16 protein-coding genes are annotated in these 19,810 nt (G+C 45.8%); 7 read left to right on the plus strand and 9 right to left on the minus strand.

Annotated features, from left to right (window positions below):
• The 3 genes from ACZ5V1_RS01120 to ACZ5V1_RS01130 all read left to right on the plus strand — a co-directional run bounded on the left by ACZ5V1_RS01120 (nucleotide 1) and on the right by ACZ5V1_RS01130 (nucleotide 4,238).
• Nucleotides 1-2,241 carry a hydrogenase iron-sulfur subunit gene (locus ACZ5V1_RS01120; RefSeq protein WP_464390216.1) on the plus strand — a complete coding sequence of 747 codons (2,241 nt, stop codon included), beginning with the start codon at nucleotides 1-3 and terminating at the stop codon, nucleotides 2,239-2,241.
• A gap of 13 nt (nucleotides 2,242-2,254) precedes the next feature.
• A complete protein-coding gene (gene qmoC / locus ACZ5V1_RS01125) occupies nucleotides 2,255-3,406 on the plus strand; it encodes a quinone-interacting membrane-bound oxidoreductase complex subunit QmoC (protein WP_464390217.1) in 1,152 nt (383 codons plus the stop codon).
• Nucleotides 3,407-3,500: 94 nt separating this feature from the next.
• On the plus strand, nucleotides 3,501-4,238 hold the full coding sequence (locus ACZ5V1_RS01130) for a hypothetical protein (RefSeq protein ID WP_464390218.1): 738 nt from the start codon (nucleotides 3,501-3,503) through the stop codon (nucleotides 4,236-4,238).
• A gap of 291 nt (nucleotides 4,239-4,529) precedes the next feature.
• On the opposite strand, the gene ACZ5V1_RS01135 is transcribed toward ACZ5V1_RS01130, so the two are convergent.
• The 5 genes from ACZ5V1_RS01135 to ahbC form a co-directional block, all read right to left on the minus strand.
• A complete protein-coding gene (locus ACZ5V1_RS01135) occupies nucleotides 4,530-6,326 on the minus strand; it encodes a sensor domain-containing protein (protein ID WP_464390219.1) in 1,797 nt (598 codons plus the stop codon).
• Between the two features lie 108 nt (nucleotides 6,327-6,434).
• Entirely contained in the window at nucleotides 6,435-6,914 is a 480-nt protein-coding gene (ahbA, locus tag ACZ5V1_RS01140) for a siroheme decarboxylase subunit alpha (protein WP_464390220.1), read from the minus strand.
• 35 nt (nucleotides 6,915-6,949) lie between these two features.
• On the minus strand, nucleotides 6,950-8,113 hold the full coding sequence (gene ahbD / locus ACZ5V1_RS01145; protein WP_464391596.1) for a heme b synthase: 1,164 nt from the start codon (nucleotides 8,111-8,113) through the stop codon (nucleotides 6,950-6,952).
• 173 nt (nucleotides 8,114-8,286) lie between these two features.
• The gene (gene hemB, locus ACZ5V1_RS01150) at nucleotides 8,287-9,279 is read right to left on the minus strand and encodes a porphobilinogen synthase (protein ID WP_464390221.1); all 993 of its coding nucleotides are present in this window, start codon (nucleotides 9,277-9,279) and stop codon (nucleotides 8,287-8,289) included.
• 189 nt (nucleotides 9,280-9,468) lie between these two features.
• Nucleotides 9,469-10,656 (minus strand): 12,18-didecarboxysiroheme deacetylase, encoded by a 1,188-nt coding sequence (gene ahbC, locus ACZ5V1_RS01155; RefSeq protein ID WP_464390222.1) that lies wholly within the window; start codon nucleotides 10,654-10,656, stop codon nucleotides 9,469-9,471.
• Between the two features lie 1,113 nt (nucleotides 10,657-11,769).
• Between ahbC and ACZ5V1_RS01160 the strand changes: the two genes are divergently transcribed.
• The 4 genes from ACZ5V1_RS01160 to ACZ5V1_RS01175 all read left to right on the plus strand — a co-directional run bounded on the left by ACZ5V1_RS01160 (nucleotide 11,770) and on the right by ACZ5V1_RS01175 (nucleotide 15,650).
• Nucleotides 11,770-12,765, plus strand: coding sequence for a YIP1 family protein (locus ACZ5V1_RS01160; RefSeq protein ID WP_464390223.1), 996 nt, complete (start codon nucleotides 11,770-11,772; stop codon nucleotides 12,763-12,765).
• Between the two features lie 102 nt (nucleotides 12,766-12,867).
• Nucleotides 12,868-14,427, plus strand: a complete 1,560-nt coding sequence (locus tag ACZ5V1_RS01165; RefSeq protein WP_464390224.1) for a zinc-ribbon domain-containing protein — start codon at nucleotides 12,868-12,870, stop codon at nucleotides 14,425-14,427.
• 17 nt (nucleotides 14,428-14,444) lie between these two features.
• The gene (locus tag ACZ5V1_RS01170; RefSeq protein WP_160717831.1) at nucleotides 14,445-14,780 is read left to right on the plus strand and encodes a hypothetical protein; all 336 of its coding nucleotides are present in this window, start codon (nucleotides 14,445-14,447) and stop codon (nucleotides 14,778-14,780) included.
• Between the two features lie 141 nt (nucleotides 14,781-14,921).
• Nucleotides 14,922-15,650, plus strand: a complete 729-nt coding sequence (locus ACZ5V1_RS01175; RefSeq protein ID WP_464390225.1) for a hypothetical protein — start codon at nucleotides 14,922-14,924, stop codon at nucleotides 15,648-15,650.
• Nucleotides 15,651-15,753: 103 nt separating this feature from the next.
• Here the strand turns inward: ACZ5V1_RS01175 and fliS are convergent, their stop codons facing one another.
• From fliS to ACZ5V1_RS01195, 4 genes are all read right to left on the minus strand, one after another.
• Nucleotides 15,754-16,290 (minus strand): flagellar export chaperone FliS, encoded by a 537-nt coding sequence (fliS, locus tag ACZ5V1_RS01180; RefSeq protein WP_464390226.1) that lies wholly within the window; start codon nucleotides 16,288-16,290, stop codon nucleotides 15,754-15,756.
• A gap of 440 nt (nucleotides 16,291-16,730) precedes the next feature.
• Nucleotides 16,731-17,507: a tRNA (adenosine(37)-N6)-threonylcarbamoyltransferase complex dimerization subunit type 1 TsaB gene (gene tsaB, locus ACZ5V1_RS01185; protein ID WP_464390227.1), complete on the minus strand. Its 777-nt coding sequence runs from the start codon at nucleotides 17,505-17,507 to the stop codon at nucleotides 16,731-16,733.
• Nucleotides 17,491-18,564, minus strand: a complete 1,074-nt coding sequence (rseP, locus tag ACZ5V1_RS01190) for an RIP metalloprotease RseP (protein WP_464390228.1) — start codon at nucleotides 18,562-18,564, stop codon at nucleotides 17,491-17,493. Before rseP ends, tsaB begins: the two co-directional genes overlap by 17 nt.
• Nucleotides 18,565-18,599: 35 nt before the next feature.
• Nucleotides 18,600-19,808: a 1-deoxy-D-xylulose-5-phosphate reductoisomerase gene (locus ACZ5V1_RS01195; RefSeq protein WP_464390229.1), complete on the minus strand. Its 1,209-nt coding sequence runs from the start codon at nucleotides 19,806-19,808 to the stop codon at nucleotides 18,600-18,602.
• Nucleotides 19,809-19,810 lie beyond the last annotated feature (2 nt).

The raw sequence follows: 19,810 nt of genomic DNA on the forward strand, positions 1-19,810 counted from the left end.
ATGGCCGAAAAAATTGGCGTATATTTTGACCAGTCCGCACTCGGCATCATTGATGCTGCAGAGCTGAGCACTGGCGTTACTAAAAAGTTTGGCGATGCCTGCCCTGTCGTAAAAATTTTTCCTGTACTTGCTGCATCAAGTGCACGTGAAGAAATTAAAAAAGACATTGTCGAGCATGAGTTGGACGGAATCGCAATTTGTGGTTCTTCCCCTCGTGTAGACTGGGACATCTACGAGTTTGAAAACGTTCTTGTGGAGCGCATTAACCTGCGCGAACAATGTGCAATGACGTATAAGAACCCGGATGGAACCATCCCTGCTGCTGGCGGTACTGCTCCTGAACTTCTTATGGCCATGGCGAAAGATTACGTAACCATGGGTATAGTTAAGCTTCAGAAAACATCAGTTCCAGCGCCACCTGAGTTTGAATCTGTTAAAACTATCCTCGTTCTCGGTGGTGGTTGGGCAGGTCTTACTGCAGCAAAACAGGCTGCTGATTACGGCTACAATGTAATTCTTGTGGAAAAAGATGCACAACTCGGCGGTAAAGCGCTGAACATGCTTAAAACTGTTCCACTTACATTCCCGTATGAAGAAGCTCACGACACTGGTCTTGAAGCAAAAATTGAAGAAGTAACAGCCCACGAGAACGTTAAGGTAGTACTTAACGCAACTGTCGAAAAACTCGCTGGTACTCCTGGTCAGTACACTGCACAGGTTGCAGGTCAGGAATACAGTATTGGTGCAGTTGTTCTTGCTGCTGGCTGGAAGCCAATGGATAACGAACTGCTCGCTCCTTTAGGTTACGGTAGCATGCCGAATGTTGTTACTTCTGCTGAATATGAACTGCTTGCTAGAGACGGCAAACTTGACGCAAAGCGTGTTGCATTTATCGTTAATACCGAAACTGTAACAGGCGGCGACATTTACGCAGCACCAGAAGAAGCTGAAGAAACAGCTGAATCTGATGAAGAGAAGCCAGAAGGGTACGTGCACGATGATTTAGAATCTGTACGTCACCTTGCTTACTCCAGCTACGTAAACTCAATGATTGCTCTTAAACAGGCAAACTACCTTTGCGATGCGCATGAAGACGCACGTGCATACGTTTTGTACGATTCCATGGTAGTTCCCGGTATTCATGAGCGCTACTACAAAGCAGCGCAGGATCGTCTTGGCATCATGATGTCCAAGGCTGATATTAAAGGCATTACTGAAGAAAGCGGCTCTCTCTTAGTTTCTGCCGGCAACACCCTTATGGGTGAAGACGTAGAAATTCCAGTAGACATGGTTGTTCTTCCTACCGGTATTGTTCCTGCTACTGCGAAAGATCCAGTAATGAACTTTGAATACCGTCAGGGTCCAGCATTCCCGGATCTTGATCTCTTCGACGGTTTTGCAGATTCTAACTACATCTGCTTCCCATATGAAACTCGTCGTACCGGCGTTTACGCTGCAGGTTGTGTTCGTCAGCCAATGATGATGGACGCTGTAGAAGAAGACGCAATTGGCGCTACCATGAAAGCTATTCAGTGTGTTGAAGCAGCGAACCATGGTGTGTCTGTTCATCCTCGTTCTGGTGACCTTAGCTACCCTGTATTCAACTTTGTTCGTTGTACACAGTGTAAGCGTTGCACCGAAGAGTGTCCGTTCGGCGCTCTGGATGATGATGAGAAAGGTACTCCGCTTCCTAACTTCAGCCGCTGTCGCCGCTGTGGTACCTGTATGGGTGCTTGTCCGGAACGTGTTATCTCCTTTGATAACTACAGTGTTGATCAGATCGGTTCTATGATCCGTGAAATCGATGTGCCGGATGATATGGAAGCTGACGGACCGCGTGTTCTGATCCTTGCATGTGAAAACGACGCATACCCTGCACTAGACATGGCTGCAATTCGTGGTAAGTCATGGAGCCCATACGTACGTATTGTTCCAGTACGTTGTCTTGGTTCTGTTAACGCCATCTGGGTTGCTGATGCAATGTCTAAGGGTATTGACGGTGTTATGCTGCTCGGTTGTAAATACGGTGATGACTACCAGTGCCACTTTGTAAAAGGCTCTGAGATTTGTAATCGCCGTAAAGAAAACATCGCTGAAACTCTGGAACGCCTTGGTGTTGAACCTGACCGCGTAGAACAGTACGAAGTTGCAATTGACGAGTACGATAAAGTACCTGGCATGATTGACGGCTTTATGGACATGGTCTTCGAGAAAGGTCCTAACCCATTCAAGGGCTACTAGGAGGAGATGGAAAATGGCTCAAAGAATCGAACCTGATCTCCAGTTTGTAAAAGAGTTGCAAGCTGTTGGTGGGGACTCGCTGAAAAAGTGCTACCAGTGCGCCACATGCAGCGTAGCCTGCCCCATCTCTCCAGCAAGCAATCCTTATCCACGTAAGGAGATGGTATGGGCTTCGTGGGGGCTTAAAGATAAGCTTCTGAATAACCCTGATATTTGGCTTTGTCACAACTGCGGTACATGTTCAGACATGTGTCCACGTGGTGCAAAACCAGGCGATCTCCTCGCAGCTCTGCGTAACATGGCATACAAGCGCATCAACCCGATGCCTATAATCGGTACATGGCTTTCCAGCCCTAAATACCTGATTAATCTTATTGCCATTCCTGCAATCCTTTGGGCCGTAATTTGGTTCATTCGTGCAGGGCAGATTGGTTCCTTCTTCCCAGAAGGTGAGATTGTTTACGGCAAGCTGTTCCCTGGTGATTTCACCATTGACCCTATTTTCATGATCACCTTCTTCGGAATGGTGGCAATCTTCTTCAAAGGTGCCAGGAATCTCTTGGCAACATTTAAGCCGGAAGGCGAAGTACTCGTACTTGGTAAACAAAAATCCATGTTCAGATGCTTTATTGATGTCCTTATTGAAGAAGTAGCAACACATAAAAAGTTCAAAGATTGTGGGGACGACAAGTCCGATCGTAAAACCGGTCACCTGCTTGTATTCTACTCATTCCTTGCACTGATGGTAGTTACCGGATTGATTGCTGTATCCCACTGGGGTGGCAAACTTATCCCGATGATTGATCTTTTGCATACACCGCTTAACCTGCTTAACCCAGTTAAGCTTCTGGCTAACCTTGGTGCTATTGCTCTGATCGTTGGTATGGCTATCCTTACCAATAACCGTCGCGGTAATGATCCGGAAAAAACCAAGTCTAATTACTACGACTGGTATCTGTTGAATGTCATCTGGGCAGTCGCTCTGACAGGCGTGTTATCCGAGCTCTTCCGCTTGGCCGCCATCCCCCAGATTGCGTACTCCGTGTACTACGTCCACCTGGTAGCTGTATGGATGCTCTTCGCGTACCTACCTTGGTCTAAGCTTGGCCATATTGTGTACCGTACCATCGCGCTTACCTATGTACGTCACATGGGACGCCAATAAGAAACGACTATGTGCCTGCTTAGGCAGGCACACTTCTTAAAACAAGAAAAGACCATTACAAGAAAAAATCTTTCCTTGATAATAGGAGGCCCCAATGTCTGATGAAGCTCGTAGAGTTTTCAAAATGGAAACAATCCTCGGTTTGATCGCTGGTAAAGGCGGCACCGATGTTTCTGATTTACTTTGCTACCTCACACAGCGCGAACTTTGCGCTGACGAAGAAGGTGTAGTAGCACCAATGTCCAAAGGCTGGCTTTACAGCATGGAACCACGTTTCATGCAGTGTTGCTACGAAGAAGGCGAACCATTTGATGCATGGACTAAGAAACAGGCATCCAAGCTGGGCAGCAACGTTTCCGTTGAGCCGATTCCAGCTGCAGATATGGCAAGCATTTCTATCGTTCTCGATAAATTAGCAGACGCTAAAGCTACCGTTGCAGAGCAAGCTACTGCAATTGAAGGCCTTCAGGCTAATGTAGCTGAGTTTGAGCCGTTTAAAGCTCAGGCCGCTGATCTGACTAAAAAAGTTGAAGATCTTTCCGGTAAGCTTGAAGCTGCCCAGACTGATCTCGCAAAAGCTAAGAAAGAACTCAAAACTTTCGACGGCAAAGTTGCAATCAACGAAACAGAAGTTGAATCTTCTGTAAAAGACATCGTTTCACGCGCAGTGAAAGATGCTATTGCATCTCTTCCTGTTGGCGCAGCTGTAGTTGCAGCAGACGGTGCTGAGGCACCTGCTGAAGAAGCTCCTGCTGAAGAAGCTGGCAGTTCCGTACCGGATGATTTCGGTTTCGGTGCTTCCGGTAACGATGACAGCGGATTTGGCTTCTAAGCATAGCTCAGCTTTAATCCATCCAGTAAGAAAGCCCAACTGTTCGCAGTTGGGCTTTTTTTGTTCTTAGGGTCTGTTGCCCACGATGATTCATACGAAAGGCGTGTGCCTACTTTCGTATGAGGTACATGTGGTGAGTTCAATGAAGGATCGACGGGGAGGGCGAGTGTGCTTTGTAGTAGCTTGCAACAGTATGTTGGATCAACCAGACACTGGAAAGTGCCTTAAGAAGTGCGGAGGCAGTTTTAGAAGACCTTGCAGGGTTGGATGCCGCTAATAAAATGTAGCTTGTTAGCTGTTGGCTAGGAGTTCTAGCTGATTATTAATCTTGCTAGCTTTGCTTGAACGTTTCATGTCGTACATGGATGCGTCGGCAGCTTTGAGTAAGTCCGCGGTTGTGTTGCCATCTGTCGGGTACTGGCTGACTCCAGCGCTGGCAGAAATAACGTGGGTGATACCGCCAAGAAGAATTGGTTCCTTAATGGTGCTTAGCAACATATCGGTAATGCCACTAAGTGTTTTCTTGTTATTCACTTTGTTGAGGATAACTATGAATTCATCACCACCAAGGCGAGCTGCAAAGTCTGTTTCACGACAGTTAGCAGCAAGGCGTTGAGCGATAATTTCTAGAACTTTGTCACCTGTGTAGTGACCGTAGTTGTCATTTACCGGTTTAAAATTATTTAAATCAATAAAGACTACAGCAAATGGAGTGGCAGGTTTTGCGTTGAGGAGGGTTATTAGATGTCCCTCTAAAGCGTTTCTGTTACAGATCCCAGTAGTACTGTCGATTGTTGCGCAACGCGTAAGTTCAATCTCAGATTGCTTCTTCAGGGTAATGTCGGAAATAATATTTTCAATGTATTCAAGATTGCCATGCTCATCAAATTTACCACTGGAACTGATGGTCATCCAGCCGATGGTTCCATCCCTGCGAACAAATTCAAAATCAAAACCAACAGCTGTTTTGTTTTCGAGAACAATTTTTATGTATTCAGCACGTTGTTCAGGATAGCGCCAAAATTTGTCGACAAAATGAACTTCTTTCAAAAGCTGTTCGGGTGAATCGTATCCACAAATCGAAGCCATTGCGGGGTTTACTTCTGTAAGGCGTCCGTCATGCTGCACTGTTGTTATGCCTTCAGCAGCATTCCAGAATAAATTTTTATATCGTTTGGTCGTATCGCGTAAATCTTGTTCAATTCGTTTGCGATGTGTGATGTCTGTTGCGACCCCGACTACTCCGAATACTTGTCCATTTTTTTTCTTTAAAGGGCGCCTGCGAACTTCAAAATGATGAACTCCGTTGCTCATAGCAGTAGAAAATTCAGCCTGAAATTTTGATGAAGTCGATGTCTGATGCTGTGAGGCCTCAGATGTTGGAGCATCAGATTCTTCAAAGTCAGGGGGAATCAGAAATGCATACTTATTAAAGGAGTCACTGTTTATCTCACCAAACGTATTATTAAATGCTTGGTTGGTGAAAGGGTATTGATGACTTTTGTCGCGCACAAATACAGGAACAGGCAAAGCGTTAAGTATGTTTTGCAGAAAAAGGTATTGATCTTCTATTTGCTGATAGATGTTGAAGTGCTTTGTGATATCGATGATCATTGCTTCAACGTCACCATTCTCATATTTTTCTGCAGTAATGAGCATTTTAACAAGTGCGTTGTTAACAACACATGTAGCAGGGTAGTTTTCAACTCTCTTATGGAGATCAAGTTCTTTTATTAATCCTTTTCTGGATTCCTGTGAAAGAAATTCTCCATGCTTAAAGTTGCCATGCACTTCATCATTAATTTTTGTAATTCCGAGTAGGTCTGCACCTGTCTTGTTAATAGCGCTTACTATACCTGTATCTAGATTGAACCGAATGGCTATGATAGCACCGGAACTATATAGCTTCGCCCTAAACTGTGGACTGAACCTTCCAAAATCTTTGAATGCAGCTATTCTATTGCATGCCCACTTGTATATCCATGCTGGCTTTTTATACACTAGTAAATAGAACACAAGAAAGAGTACTACGCCTGTGTACAGTAGTAGTAAGAGTATGATAAAGTATGGATTTGCAATATGAGGCATAGGATGGCCTTCTATACTATCAGAGAAAAGATAAGTAAATGGCGCAACTACATAATTTATTAGTAGTTGCGCCATTTGTAATATAGAGAAGTTGGTGCAGTGTGACGACTAATCGTTTTCCGTCAAATTGAAATCAACTTTAATCTTATAGAGCTCTGTTGCAGGCAGATTTAAAACCTCGATACCGGTTTTTTCTGTGATTGCCGCAAGGGTTTCTACTACCGTTTCCCAATTTGGGCCGATAAAAGTAAACCAAATGTTGAAGTCATGATCACGCAGGTAGTTATGAGTTACGCCTGTGTGGGAGTTAACTTCTGCAACAAAAGAATCAATCTGTTCTGCCGGGACTTTTGCGGCACACAAAGTAGAGCGCCAGCCCAGTCCCTTAGAGTTAAAGTTTGCGCCGAGGCGTCTGATAATTCTTCGTTCTTTTAATGAGCGAACAGTCGCCAATGCCTCTGCTTCAGTAAGACCTACCTGCTCGCCAATAACTTCGTACGGGCGTGGAGCAATCGGAAAACCGGATTGAATAATTGTCAGAACTTTTCGGTCAGTGCTGCTCAGTGCAGATTCCAGTTGTTTATCCATTTCGACCTCGATGATATGGGCGTTTACAGGCTGTGCTATTTTTGACGACGAGGGGTGTAGCTGCACAATGGCTCTTCCGCCATGTGTGAACCTTTCATTGAATACCCGCGAGCACGGCAACCGCCGCAAACATTGTGATATTCACATACACCGCATTTTCCGTCGTATTCTTCTTTTGTACGGAACTGACGGAAGTGTTCAGACTTGCGCCAGATTTCTGGGAACGGGGTGTTTTTTACCTGTCCACAGTCAAGTTCGAGATAACCGCATGGCTGAACCTGACCTGTGTGGGAAATAAAACAGAAACCGGTGCCGCCTAGACAACCGCGGGTGAATGCATCCATGCCGAAGTTTTCAGCATTAACAGCAAGACCTTCTTCTTTAGCGCGCTGGCGCATGATGCGGTAGTAATGCGGAGCACAGGTCGCTTTGAGGTGCATGTTTGTGGTTTTGCGGAAGTCGTAGAACCAGTTGAGCACTTCTTCGTACTCTTCTGCTGTAATAACTTCTGCACCCATCTGCGCCGCACGTCCGGTTGGAACAAGCAGGAAGATGTGCCATGCAACTGCACCAAGTTCTTCACACAGATTAAAAATCTGTTTGAAGTATGGAAGGTTCTGGCGGGTTACAGTCGTGTTGATCTGAAACTCAATTCCAGCTTCTTTCAGATATTCGATGCCGCGCAAAGACATGTCAAATGCGCCTTCGACACCACGAAAATCGTCATGGAAATCTGCACCAGGGCCGTCAATAGAGATAGAGCAGCGCTGCACGCCGGACTCTTTCATTTTTTGAGCGGTTTCTGGTGTAATCAGAGTGCCGTTAGGAGACATAACACAGCGTAACCCTTTTTCTGTCGCATACGCGACAAGCTCGTATACGTCGGAACGCATCATAGGGTCACCACCGGTGAAGATGATGATCGGATTACCAACGCTCGGGAAGGTGTCGATCAGTGCTTTTGCTTCATCGGTATCAAGTTCACCCGGATATGGTTCTTCATGTGCTTCTGCACGACAGTGTTTACAAGCAAGGTTACAAGAACGGGTTACTTCCCATGCAATAAGTTTGCAGGAAGGGGAGCCGTCTTCAAGAGTGCGCGCCATAGAGCCGGAAAGACCGTTGCCATGAGGATGAACAGCAGGTGCTTTACCGTGCGGGTGTCCCGCAGGCATTCCCTCAGGGTGACCTTTAGGCATTTCAGGATGTCCGGCAGGCTTTTCTGCTTCTGCAGGGCGATTCTTTGGAGGCAATCCTGTATCAAGAATTGCTTCTTTGTGAGCGTGCATATGACCAAGTGGTGCTTTTTCGGCAATGCGTCCAATATCTTTGGATGCACAGCCGCAGAGAGATTCTTTTTTATCAGACATGTTTATTGTACCAGTCCGCGTTTAATAAAGTCTTCGGCAAAATAGGTGATGATAAGATCGGCACCTGCGCGTTTGATGGCAGTAAGTGATTCCATTCCAACTGCGTCAAGGTCGATCCAGTCATTCTGCGCTGCTGCCATGATCATGGAGTATTCTCCACTCACCTGATAGGCGGCAAGCGGCAGATCAAAACCGTCACGGAGCATACGGATAATATCGAGATATGCGCCTGCCGGTTTTACCATGAGAAAATCTGCTTCTTCCAGAACATCTGCTGTTGCCTCGCGAAGTGCTTCGCGGCTGTTTGCAGGGTCCATCTGGTAACTTTTGCGGTCACCGCTTTGCGGGGTAGACTCAGCAGCATCACGGAAGGGACCGTAAAATGCGGATGAGTATTTCACAGCGTAGGACATTATCGGAAGGTTAATGAAGCCTTCATCGTCCAATGCTTCACGTAGTGCCTGAATACGTCCATCCATCATGTCGGATGGTGCAACAATATCCGCACCAGCTTTTGCATGAGAAACAGCTACACGCTGAAGAAGTTTTAGTGTGGAGTCGTTTGCAACGGTAACGTCATCGTCCTTTTTCTGAAGAATGCCGCAATGGCCGTGGTCTGTGTATTCGCAAAGACAAACGTCGGTGATGACAACAAGCTCTGGATGGCGGGATTTAGCAAGACGTACAGCGCGCTGTACGATGCCGTCATCTGCGTAACCTTCAGAACCGATAGCATCTTTGCATTTAGGAATACCAAACAGAATGATGGAGCGAAGACCGGCAGCAACTGCTTCTGCAAGTTGCTTTTCAAATTCGTCCAAAGAAAGTTGGAATTGCCCCGGCATGGAAGAAATTTCTTTGCGGAATGATGACTCGTCAGTATCCACGATGAAATATGGCATAATCAGGTCTTGCGCTGTAACACGATTTTCGCACACAAGCGCACGCAGTGCCGCTGTGCTGCGAAGACGTCGTCCTCTGAAGAAGTCAGCCATTGAATCCTCCTGATCGTTAAGGATCGGTTCGTATCTGTTTCAGCAGGAGAGGTGACAAGAAGTTGATGGAACCGGCGAGCTACAAGGGTAGGGCTGGTTGTGCTGCTGAAACTTAGTTATAAAAGGACTCCCGCTCTTCCAGAGCGGAACAGCGGGAGCCGGTAGAATCATAATTTAGCGGGGGAGCTGCTACTCAGGACGAATTTCGTCGTCGGTGAGGTAACACGCTGGATCCTGTGCCCACTCGTCGCCGTAAACAGCTTCTGCGCGAGCACGGAAGTTACCGCCACAGATGTTGAGGAAGCGACACGTAGCACAGCGTCCGCCAACATGCTGTTTTTTGTCTTTCATTTTGGAAAGAAGTTCAATGTCCATGTCATCCCAGATCTCGGAGAACGGACGTTCAAGAACGTTTCCGAATACTTTTTCTCTCCAGAACTGGTCAGGGTGAACACTGCCGTCCCAGCTGATGCAACCGATACCGCGACCGGAGCTGTTGCCTTCGTTGAACTGAAGCAGTTCAAATACTTCTTTAGCACGGGCAGGATCTTCACGCATCATGCGCATCCATACGTATGGACCGTCAGCATGGTTATCTACGGTAAGAACTTCTTTAGGGTGACCTGCGTCATGAAGTTTTCTGGTCTCATCCATGATGAGATCAACAACGTCACGGGTTGCCTGATGGTCGAGGTCTTCTTTAATGATTTCGGAACCACGGCCGGAGTACACAAGATGGTACAGACAGATACGTGGGATTTCCATATCTTTAAGAAGCTGGAAAACTTTTGGAATTTCAGGAGCATTCTGTTTGTTGATAGTGAGACGCAAGCCTACTTTGAGGCCTTCTGCTTTACAGTTCTCAATACCTTCGAGTGCTTTTTTGAAAGCGTTAGGAACGCCGCGGAACTTGTTGTGTACGTCTTCCATACCGTCAAGTGAGATACCAACGTAGGAAAGACCAACTTCTTTAAGTTCGCGTGCTTTTTCTTTGGTGATGAGTGTACCGTTGGTAGAAATAACAGCGCGCATACCTTTGTCGGTTGCATGCTGTGCAAGTTCTACAAGGTCCTTACGAACGAGTGGTTCGCCACCGGAGAACAGCATAACAGGGGCGCCGTACTGAGCAAGATCGTCAATGATCTCTTTACCTTTGTCTGTGCTGATGAGGTCTTCATGCTTTTCAGGATCGACAGCATGTGCGTAACAGTGAACACATTTAAGGTTACAGCGCTGGGTCATATTCCATACGACAACAGGCTTTTTATCTTTTGAAAACTGCAGCAGGTGGGAAGGAAGTTTGCCAGAGTCCCTGCCGTAACGCAACGCGTCGGAAGGTTCAACCTGACCACAGTAAAGTTTTGAAATGCCTATCATTGTGACTCCTTATAATATGAAAAGGCGTAAAGCCATCTGACCCAATGAGAGATTCAAAGAATCTCAATAAAAAAATAAAAAAGGGAAAGGTCCCCTCTTTAACAACATATATAAAATTTTGCTGGTGCGTGAACGTAGAGCGAACGAACGACGCAGCTTTTCCTTACCAAACTACCTCGCACAGGGCAAAGAATTTCCGAAGTCTTAAATACAATCAAACTTTTTTGTATAATTTGGAACCAATAAAGTAGGAAAGGCAGTCTTTGCATTCAGTAAAAGATAACGGTATTAGTAAGAAAGTACGGAAGAGAGTTGTTTAATCGTGTGTTTCCACTGAAGGAATAGCTTTGCTAGTAGTAATTAGTACTGATATAAAATCTGTATACCGCATAAATTCAATATGTACCAGCACATGTCGTGCTACGTCTTTTTTACATAATACTCCATAAATATATGCTAGTTACATTTCTAGATCCGTATGTGAGGCCTACAAAGTTTTTTTCCACACAACAAAGAAAAAGCTTGCCGTTGCGTGCTCTTTTTTTTGCTGTTCTTACTTTGATGAGTATCCCGCTTGCTCGAATCGGGCTTGGGAACCTTGTCGGTATTTTTGGAGAAAATTATTTTAGACCGTACAGTGTCATCGTTGCATTTTCATTGTGGGAAACACCGCTTGCAATTATGCAGAAGCAGGTTGTTCTCATGCCATTTTATGCAATCGGGCTAGTGCTGCTAGCTGCTTTTTTGCATACTCTACTTTGGGTAGCGCGTGGGAAAAAAGCATCTTATGCTGCAACAATGCAGTGTGTATGTTATGCTGCACCGTGTCTGTATTTAAGTGTTTTTCCGTATACGGGAACGTTTACCGCTGTAATGTATGCCTCAATTTTTCTGGCGTACAGCTTAAAAGCTGTGCATGGCACGGAGTGGAGTAGGGTTTTGCCTGTTGTTTTTGTGAATTTCCCCGTGTTTTTTATCGTATGCAGGCTACTCTTTCCCTAAGGTAAGAATTTGTATATTGCTTTGATGCAGGTCACACACCTTTGATTTTTGTAGTACTCCGGCTTTTTTATTTTTGCCGCCGGATGTCACGTAACTATATAAGGATAGAATATGGAAATCCGTTGTCCAGAGTGCGGGTACACTCGTAATGTCAATCCGGACTCAGTTTCGTCTGATCTGACTGTCGCTACCTGTCCGAAATGCAGTTCTAAATTTCGTTTCCGTTTGGTCGAAGAGAAAGAACCTGACTTTGTTTTAGGTCAGGACTCTGAAAAGTCTCAGGTAAAGCCTTCTGCGTCTATTCAGACTTCAAGCATGGATGAGCCTTCAGACGAAGCACAGCGTCCTGTTCGTCCTGAAGATCTGTATCCACCTTCTGTACACGGCGACAATGCGCCTAAGCAGGAAGAATTTTCAGATGACGAATTCTGGAAATCTGAAGAAACACAGTCTACTTCAAGGCAAGAAGATCCGTTGCGAATGGTGTACACCGATGGTCAGCCGTTGGACGGTATGCCGCAGGATGTTCCATGGGCAGAAGTAAAAGAATTGGGCTTTTTCCCCGCAATTTCAGCTACCATAAAAGGTGTATTGCTTAAGCCTTCTTTGTTCTTCGAGATTATGAATAAGAACGGTAAGTTCTCCATTCCGTTCAGTTATTTTATCATTATCTCTCTTGTGTCAGTGCTTGTAGAAACTGTTTGGCAGAGTGTGTTCGGTAACCCGCTTATTCCATCGGATGTTGCTGGATCACTTTCTATTGATGAACTGTTTTCTATTATGTTCGTCAGCCCGTTAATTCTTGTAGTTTATTTGTTCGTGACAGGGTCAGTACTCCACGGGGCACTTAAATTAACCGGTGCAGCAAACGGCAGGATGGGCGTAACGCTTCGAGTGCTATGCTATGCCGCGACTGCGGATCTTCTTGCGATTATTCCGATAGTCGGCCCATTGGTAGGCGGTGTGCTGAAGCTGATAATTATCGTGAAAGGATTAAAAAGTGCACACGGAACAACCTATACCCGTGTTCTTCCACCTGTGATAATTCTGGTGCTCGTCCTTGTGTCTTTTGTGGTATATAGTTTACAATTACAGGGTATTATTTAGTACTATGTTGCAGTCGTCTGCAACTAGTCAAAGCTATTGGTTAGAATCAGTCGCGCTCCAAATTTTAGAGTGTGAGTTTTCCGATTTTAAGAGGATTGGTTCATGCTTATAACATGTCCTGAATGTCAGTTTGCTCGAAACATAAACGCGAGTTCAATTCCGTCCAAGGCACAGCTTGCCACATGTCCACGTTGTAAAACTAAATTTAGATTTCGCATATTGCATGATGAAGATCAGGTAATTGTGGAAAGCGTTGAAGAAAGACCTGTTGCACAAAATGTTGAAGACGAGCTGGGCGTAGCAGCAAAGCCTCAGGTTGCGAGTGAAGCTTCTTTGAAGAAGGCTGCCGGCGACAGTTTGCACGTAGAAACAACCATTGATGACGATTACGTAGAGTCTGAAATGGTTGCTGCGATGCAGGATGAGATTGAGCAGCTATTGAAGGCTGAAGATGCTGAAGAGCATAAAGAAGCTGAACAGCGAAAGCAGTCCGATGTAAGTAATCAGGTTGAAAAACTTAATCAAACTGAAAAATTCAATAAGGCTGAACACGATAAAAAATTACATGCTGAAAAGCCTTCTTTTGGCGAGAAGCCGCAGCAACCTGCCGGAAATATGGCAGAGTCGAAACCTGCTCCTCCTTCCTTAGAGGTTAAGAAGCAGCCTGTCCCCCATGACGAAGTTCCTCTTTCCTTTACTGATAATGCTCATGAAGCCGCCTCCGAAGTTGTCTCTGACGATCATGTTGAAATACACGCTGAAGCAGAGAACGAAAAACAGAAAACTTTTGTGAAGCGTTCAGCGTCCGCACAGGCGCTACGTGAACGCGGTGTTGTCTCCATAGACGCGACAGATGCAGAGGATGAGGCCATCAGACGTTATGAACAGGAAAAAGGATCCAGTGTCGTAGAGGCAGCTTCTTCGCATATTGTGCCTGAGACAGAAGAAAAGTCCGATATTTGGGATGCTATTTCTGCAATGGGTGATGAGCCGGAATGTACTGAATCTTTTGCCCCCGGATGTGGCGCGCAGGTCAATATTATTCCCTGGGAAGATTCCCGATTGAATTTTCTTGGACGCGTAACAGGCACTTTCAGTAGTATGTTTATGCATCCTGTTCGTTTTTGGCGTGGCATCAATGCGAAGCCTCTTGTAATGCTTCCAATGCTTTTTTCCTTATTCATGTCCGTGCTTTCGTGCGTAGCGTTGACAGTGGGACTGCAAATGCTGGTTGCCAACTGGACAGATGTGGTGGCCGTGATACAACCTGTATTGCCACAGCAGGGACTTATTCCTGAAACATTGGTTTGGTCCGATGTTGCTCCGGCAATAATGTTGCTTTTCGGTTGCAGCTTGCTATTACTGCCTCTTGTCCTCGGCGCTGCGACTACGGCAGGAGCAAGATTGTTAGGCGGCGACCCTGTACCATTCAGCACTGGTGTAAAAACAGTTTCATACAGTAGCGGCGCGTTTTGCTGGCTGTTTATTCCTGTACTGGGTGCTGTTGTCTCTCTTATGTATCTACCACTATTATATGTTAGCGGCGTTCGTACTGGTTATAATTTGTCATTATTTAAATCAGTTGTACTGGTAGGTGTAGTTCTTCTGTTGTTTGCAGCTTCAGTGCTTATTGCTATAGCTGCAGGAGTTACATTTATGTAGCATAAGGAGTTGCGAGCATGTTTGCATGGCTTGCTAAAGTACTTAGCAGTATTAAAGACAGTATTAGATACAAAGAAAAAGTATCACCGGAAGCAATTCGAGTATTGGCTGCTGAGCTGTGTGAGTTGGCTCAGATGGCTGAAATGTTTGCGAATGAAGAAGTTACGCCCATTGATCGGATAAAACGCATCCAATCAGAGACAGGACAGCTTATAGAGCTGACGGGCAGGGCTGAATTTCGGAGGCTTTCCGTACAGCGTCGATTGGAATTGCATGAATCTTTAGTAGATTCAAAACGACATTTGCTTAATACGATGCAAGCAACGCCCGTTGCTACGGATATTCTTCAGTAGAATAAATTGCTAAAAAATTGAATAAAAAGCCTGATAGATACCCAGTGGATTCACTGAAGTCTCTATCAGGCATTTTTTTTGCATAAGTCTTGGTATAGGTAATGAAATGCCATTTTTCTGACATTGTGAGTAAGGGCTGTTATGAAACAAATAGTATCTTTTTGTATGCTGGTAATGTTGTGCGTTGGTTTGCTGACAATCGGCGGTTGTTCTACTCCTGCTGTTCAAACATCAATAGAACCTATTCCATCCGGTTTTACTCCTGAGTTGAACTGGAATGATACCTTGGTATGGGATGAGTGGGTTCGCGGTGGTGGACTTAAAGTTGCCGTATATCCGCAAACCAAGCCGGACGCTGCGCCAACCGCAGTGTTTTTCCCGTTCCTGCCGACCGTTAGCCTGCGCGACCCGCTTGAGACAGGCACTGCTGTGGCAAAAGGTTTCTGGCGTGAATGGCTGCGCGATGCACCTTTTACGGTGTTAGAGTTCAGTGAACTGGCAACGTCATATTCTCCAAGCTACGCAGTGCGCCTTGCGCGGCAGCGTGGTGCATTGTTTGCTATTACGGGCGAACTGACAGATTTTTATGACGGCGGAAGTGTTACAGGTGCACGACTCGGCGTTACGCTTAATATTTACGATACCAGAACAGGTGCCTTGATTTGGTCTATGAACCAGTTTGCGTACATGGATAAAGACAGGACTCGTGACTTCTTATTATTTAAAGCAGAAACCAGATTGCCGTCTGATCCCATGTGGGTTGTGACAACAGCTATTGCACGGTCTATGAAAAAACCGGTGCAAGGGTGGACAAGGCAGTGGGCAGCTATTGAACAGGAAAATAGTTCTGAAGAGAATGCCGCGTTTTAGCTGATTGCATACGGAAAAAAATTCCCAGAGCATAAAAAAAGACCACATCATAAGACGTGGTCTTTTTTTATGCTTTTCTACAAGCAAAGAAAATTGTGGGTGCCTATGCGGATGTTGCCATCTTCTGGTACATGGCAGCACCGGCGCGTTTTGCCGGTTGTGCAACAGGCTGAGCAGACGGAACAGGCTGCTGGTTGAATACACCAGAGTTAGCGTGTGCAGTGGTCTGGGTGCTCGGCATAGCAGCGTTGTTCTTCATAGCTTCAATTGCTTCTGGAGTATCAATAATCTGAGCGTATGCATCGCGTACGCCGTCGATAATTTTGATAACTTCATCAATGCAGCCAGTGTCCATCAACAGGTTAGCTTTAAGCAAACGTGTGTTGCAGAAGTAGTAGAGCTCATGAAGGTTTTTTGCAATCTCACCACCGGCTTCTGCGTTAAGGCTACTATCAAGCTCGTTGATAATATCCATTGCACGGGTGATAAGCATGCCTTTTTTTGCCACGTCTTTTTCTTCAATGCTGGTTTTGGCCTGATTCAAAAACTTGATACAGCCTTCGTACAGCATAATCAGCAACTGTCCCTGCGAGGTAGTGGAAACCTGAGTAGAAAAGTAGGCTTGTGCGGCCGTTTTCATTGCGTGCTCCTCATAAACTTCTAACAAACTATTATTGATACTAGAGGGAGTAAGGCAAACATACCTGCCAAACATTATACGGAAAACCCGTAATGTAAAAGCGGCAAAATTTTCCTGTTTGCAATTGTCCCCTATGGATAAAGCAAAGTGAATGCCAAGCTGAAGATGGCGTATGTACCCGTCACCATTCGTGCTTACTTAGTGTATCGGCATTTAGGACGATGCCTTTAGAAGAACATAGTAAAGATCGTATAAAGAAATGTAGTTGGCAGGTTGTTAGAAGATTGGAGATAGTCTTTCTTAATGCAGAAATGGGCTTTTGAGGACACTAAACAAAGAAAGGGTGGAGTTGTAAACTCCACCCTTTTTATTAGATTAAGGCTAATGATGTGCTGTTACCAAGAGTCACAAATTACTTTTTAACTCGTAGAGAAAAAGAACTATGCTTTTGGCAACGTAGTGGTGAGCCGTGCAAGCCTTTGGCGTGCTTCATCTGGATCAACACCTTTCATTGAAACGATGTAGTCGAGATTTTCTTCTGCATCGCATGGACGCAGGTAGAGTGGCTCAACAGGAGCATCGCCGTATTCAAGCGTTGCAGAAATATCCAGCAAGGTTTCAGGCTTGGGATGCGAGAAGCGCTCCCCGAGCAAAGTTGCATTTTGAATTTCAGCTTCAAAGAATTCACGGTTTTTCTGAACACCTGTACCAAGCAAAACAGTCGCGGCATCGCGTGCATTAATTATGGCTGCAAGGTCTTCAATGGTACCGGCGGCCGGTTCTGTCAGTACAGTTGGCAGACCATCAGAAGATGTCCCCTGAAATGCCTGATAGTGAATCTGGCCGCGTCTGGCGTGGGTGATAACCCAAACTTCCTTGTCTGTGGTTGCGCAGGTATCCATTGCAAGCGCAGGAAGGTAGTCAATGCCAGCCATAGGAAATCCGTGCGCGCGAGCAAGGCCGAGTGCTGTTGCAAGCACAAGACGCAGGCCGGTGAATGAACCGGGGCCGCGAACACAGGCAATTTTACCTATGTTGTTAAGAGATAACGACATCTTTTCCAGACCATCCATGAGTGCCGGTATCAGAACCTGCATACCTTGACGCGGGGAAAAGAGTTCTTTTGAAAAAAGCAGTTGGCCTTTTTGTCCGCAAACAATCTGCAAACGGGCTTCTGCACTATTAAAAACAAGCGTAATATTAGAGTCTGCGGACATCGTTGAATGTAGCCCATACCATGAGAGTTAACAGTAAGAAAATACCGACGCGGATAGAGTAGTCCATGACTTTGGCAGGAACAGGTTTACCCACGATCATTTCATATACAAGCATTACTATGTGACCACCATCCAGTACAGGTACCGGAAGCAGGTTAAGTACACCTAGGTTAATGCTGATAAGCGCTGCAAGAGCAAGAACGGCAACAATGCCTTGTTCTGCCTGCTGGCTTACAAGTTGAGCAATCATAATAGGGCCGCCGACTGTGTCAGCAGGAATTACGCGCTCAATAAGTTTTACAAAGCCTTCAACGGTAAGCATGGTCATAGACCATGTTTGATCTGCCGCAGCAGTTGCAGAGCCGATAAAGCCAAGCTGAATTTTCTCAGTTTTGCCTGCTGCCTGAATACCGATCAGGTATGATTTTTCTTCTTCACCAAAAAGATTTTTACGGGAAAGCAGGGACGGAGTGACGTTTAATGTCAGATCTTTTCCGCCACGGTTAACTACTATGACAATTTCCTTACCGCCGCCTTGAGCGATGGTGTTTGAAATGTCTTCCCAGTATTCAATTTTGGTTCCGCTAATGGACAATACGGAGTCGCCTTTTTCCATACCGGCAACAGCGGCAGGACTATCTGGACGAACATTACCTACTTCAGGAAGAAGCTGGAATTGTCCGTTTGCGACAAAGAGAGCCCAGTAGATTAAAAATGCAAGTAACAGGTTTGCAATAGGACCCGCAGCGACGATGCACATGCGCTGCCAGGGCTTACGTTTTACAAAGCTGTCTACTTCTGTAAATTCGCTATTTTCAGGAGAGTCAATGTCATCGTCAGGACTTTCCCCGACCATGGAGACGTACCCGCCAAGAGGTACTGCGGAGAGTCTGTATTCTGTTCTACCACGCTTGAACTTGTAAATTGCAGGACCAAATCCAAGAGAAAAGGTGCGGATGCCCACACCGAATGCACGGGCCACACTAAAGTGCCCGAGTTCATGGAAAAAGATTAGTCCACCAAGAACAAGAATGATTGCGATTGCACTGCTTAGCATACTGCTTAGATACTCCGTAAGTTAAGTAGTGCCGGCTACAGCGTGCGAGCCCATTCTAAGGAGCGTTCGCGTGTCGCAGTATCCAGCGCTATGATGTCTTCGATAGAAGCTGGGGTGACCATGTCGTGTGCGTCCATAGCTTTTTTGATGAGCTCTGGAATTTGCAGGAATTTGATGTCGTCTTTTAAGAAAAGATCAACAGCAATTTCGTTTGCAGCGTTAAGAACTACGCAGAGTCCTTTACCGCCCCGTAATGCTTCTCGTGCTAGTTCAAGACACGGAAAAGATAGTATATCAGGTTTTTCAAAGGTCAAGTCACCACAAGAAATTAAATCAAGCGGCGTAACGCCGGTTTTCATTATTTTTGGCCAACCGATACAGTAGCCTATGGCGATACGCATGTCGGGAGGGCCCATGTGGGCAATTTGAGAGCCGTCATTGTATTCGACAAGCGAATGAATGATAGATTGAGGGTGCACTACAACTTCAATAGTGTCCAGCGGAACACCGTATAAATGATAGGCTTCAATGACTTCTAAGCCTTTATTCATAAGCGTTGCGGAATCAATGCTGATCTTGGGTCCCATGGACCAGTTGGGATGAGCAAGTGCTTCTTTGCTGGTAACGGTAGACAGGAAGTCTTGTTGCTTTCCACGAAAAGGGCCACCGGAGGCTGTTAATATGATCCGGCGGACTTCTGCGGAGTCGTGCCCTGAAAGAGCCTGAAATATAGCGTTGTGCTCGGAATCAACGGGCAGTAGCACTGCCCCTGTGCGCTGGCAAACTTCGCGGATAAGATCTCCAGCGAGTACCAGAGATTCTTTGTTGGCAAGCGCGATTACTTTTCCAGCCTCTGCTGCTGCAAAGGTCGCTCGTAAACCGGCTGCACCAACCTGTGCTGAGAGAACAGTGGATGCTTCGTCCAACCGTGCCATCTCTGCATAGCCGTCGCCACCTACAAGGATTTCCGGAGAATATCCGGCAGGAAGTTTTGTGCGAAGTTCTGCGGCAGCATCATCAGTCAGGACTGCGAGATATGGCGGGCGCCAGTGATTAGCTTGTTCTGCGAGCAGTGTAATGTTGCGGGCACCAGCTAAACCGACGACAGTAAATTGTTCCGGCTGTTCTTCAATAACTTTGAGCGCGTTTGTACCAATGGAACCTGTTGATCCCATTATAACTATTGAGCGCGGAAAGGTAGCCGCGTACGTCGCATCCGGCATTGATGATATATAGTGTATCACTA

The sequence above is a fragment of the Halodesulfovibrio oceani subsp. galateae genome, assembly GCF_055397225.1.

What these genes read in the sequence shown, in the direction of transcription:
- ACZ5V1_RS01120 (WP_464390216.1), top strand. Translation starts at nt 1, where the DNA reads ATGGCCGAAAAAATTGGCGTATATTTTGACCAGTCCGCACTCGGCATC.
- qmoC (WP_464390217.1), top strand. Translation starts at nt 2,255, where the DNA reads ATGGCTCAAAGAATCGAACCTGATCTCCAGTTTGTAAAAGAGTTGCAA.
- ACZ5V1_RS01130 (WP_464390218.1), top strand. Translation starts at nt 3,501, where the DNA reads ATGTCTGATGAAGCTCGTAGAGTTTTCAAAATGGAAACAATCCTCGGT.
- ACZ5V1_RS01135 (WP_464390219.1), bottom strand. Translation starts at nt 6,326, where the DNA reads ATGCCTCATATTGCAAATCCATACTTTATCATACTCTTACTACTACTG.
- ahbA (WP_464390220.1), bottom strand. Translation starts at nt 6,914, where the DNA reads ATGGATAAACAACTGGAATCTGCACTGAGCAGCACTGACCGAAAAGTT.
- ahbD (WP_464391596.1), bottom strand. Translation starts at nt 8,113, where the DNA reads ATGCCTAAAGGTCACCCTGAGGGAATGCCTGCGGGACACCCGCACGGT.
- hemB (WP_464390221.1), bottom strand. Translation starts at nt 9,279, where the DNA reads ATGGCTGACTTCTTCAGAGGACGACGTCTTCGCAGCACAGCGGCACTG.
- ahbC (WP_464390222.1), bottom strand. Translation starts at nt 10,656, where the DNA reads ATGATAGGCATTTCAAAACTTTACTGTGGTCAGGTTGAACCTTCCGAC.
- ACZ5V1_RS01160 (WP_464390223.1), top strand. Translation starts at nt 11,770, where the DNA reads ATGGAAATCCGTTGTCCAGAGTGCGGGTACACTCGTAATGTCAATCCG.
- ACZ5V1_RS01165 (WP_464390224.1), top strand. Translation starts at nt 12,868, where the DNA reads ATGCTTATAACATGTCCTGAATGTCAGTTTGCTCGAAACATAAACGCG.
- ACZ5V1_RS01170 (WP_160717831.1), top strand. Translation starts at nt 14,445, where the DNA reads ATGTTTGCATGGCTTGCTAAAGTACTTAGCAGTATTAAAGACAGTATT.
- ACZ5V1_RS01175 (WP_464390225.1), top strand. Translation starts at nt 14,922, where the DNA reads ATGAAACAAATAGTATCTTTTTGTATGCTGGTAATGTTGTGCGTTGGT.
- fliS (WP_464390226.1), bottom strand. Translation starts at nt 16,290, where the DNA reads ATGAAAACGGCCGCACAAGCCTACTTTTCTACTCAGGTTTCCACTACC.
- tsaB (WP_464390227.1), bottom strand. Translation starts at nt 17,507, where the DNA reads ATGTCCGCAGACTCTAATATTACGCTTGTTTTTAATAGTGCAGAAGCC.
- rseP (WP_464390228.1), bottom strand. Translation starts at nt 18,564, where the DNA reads ATGCTAAGCAGTGCAATCGCAATCATTCTTGTTCTTGGTGGACTAATC.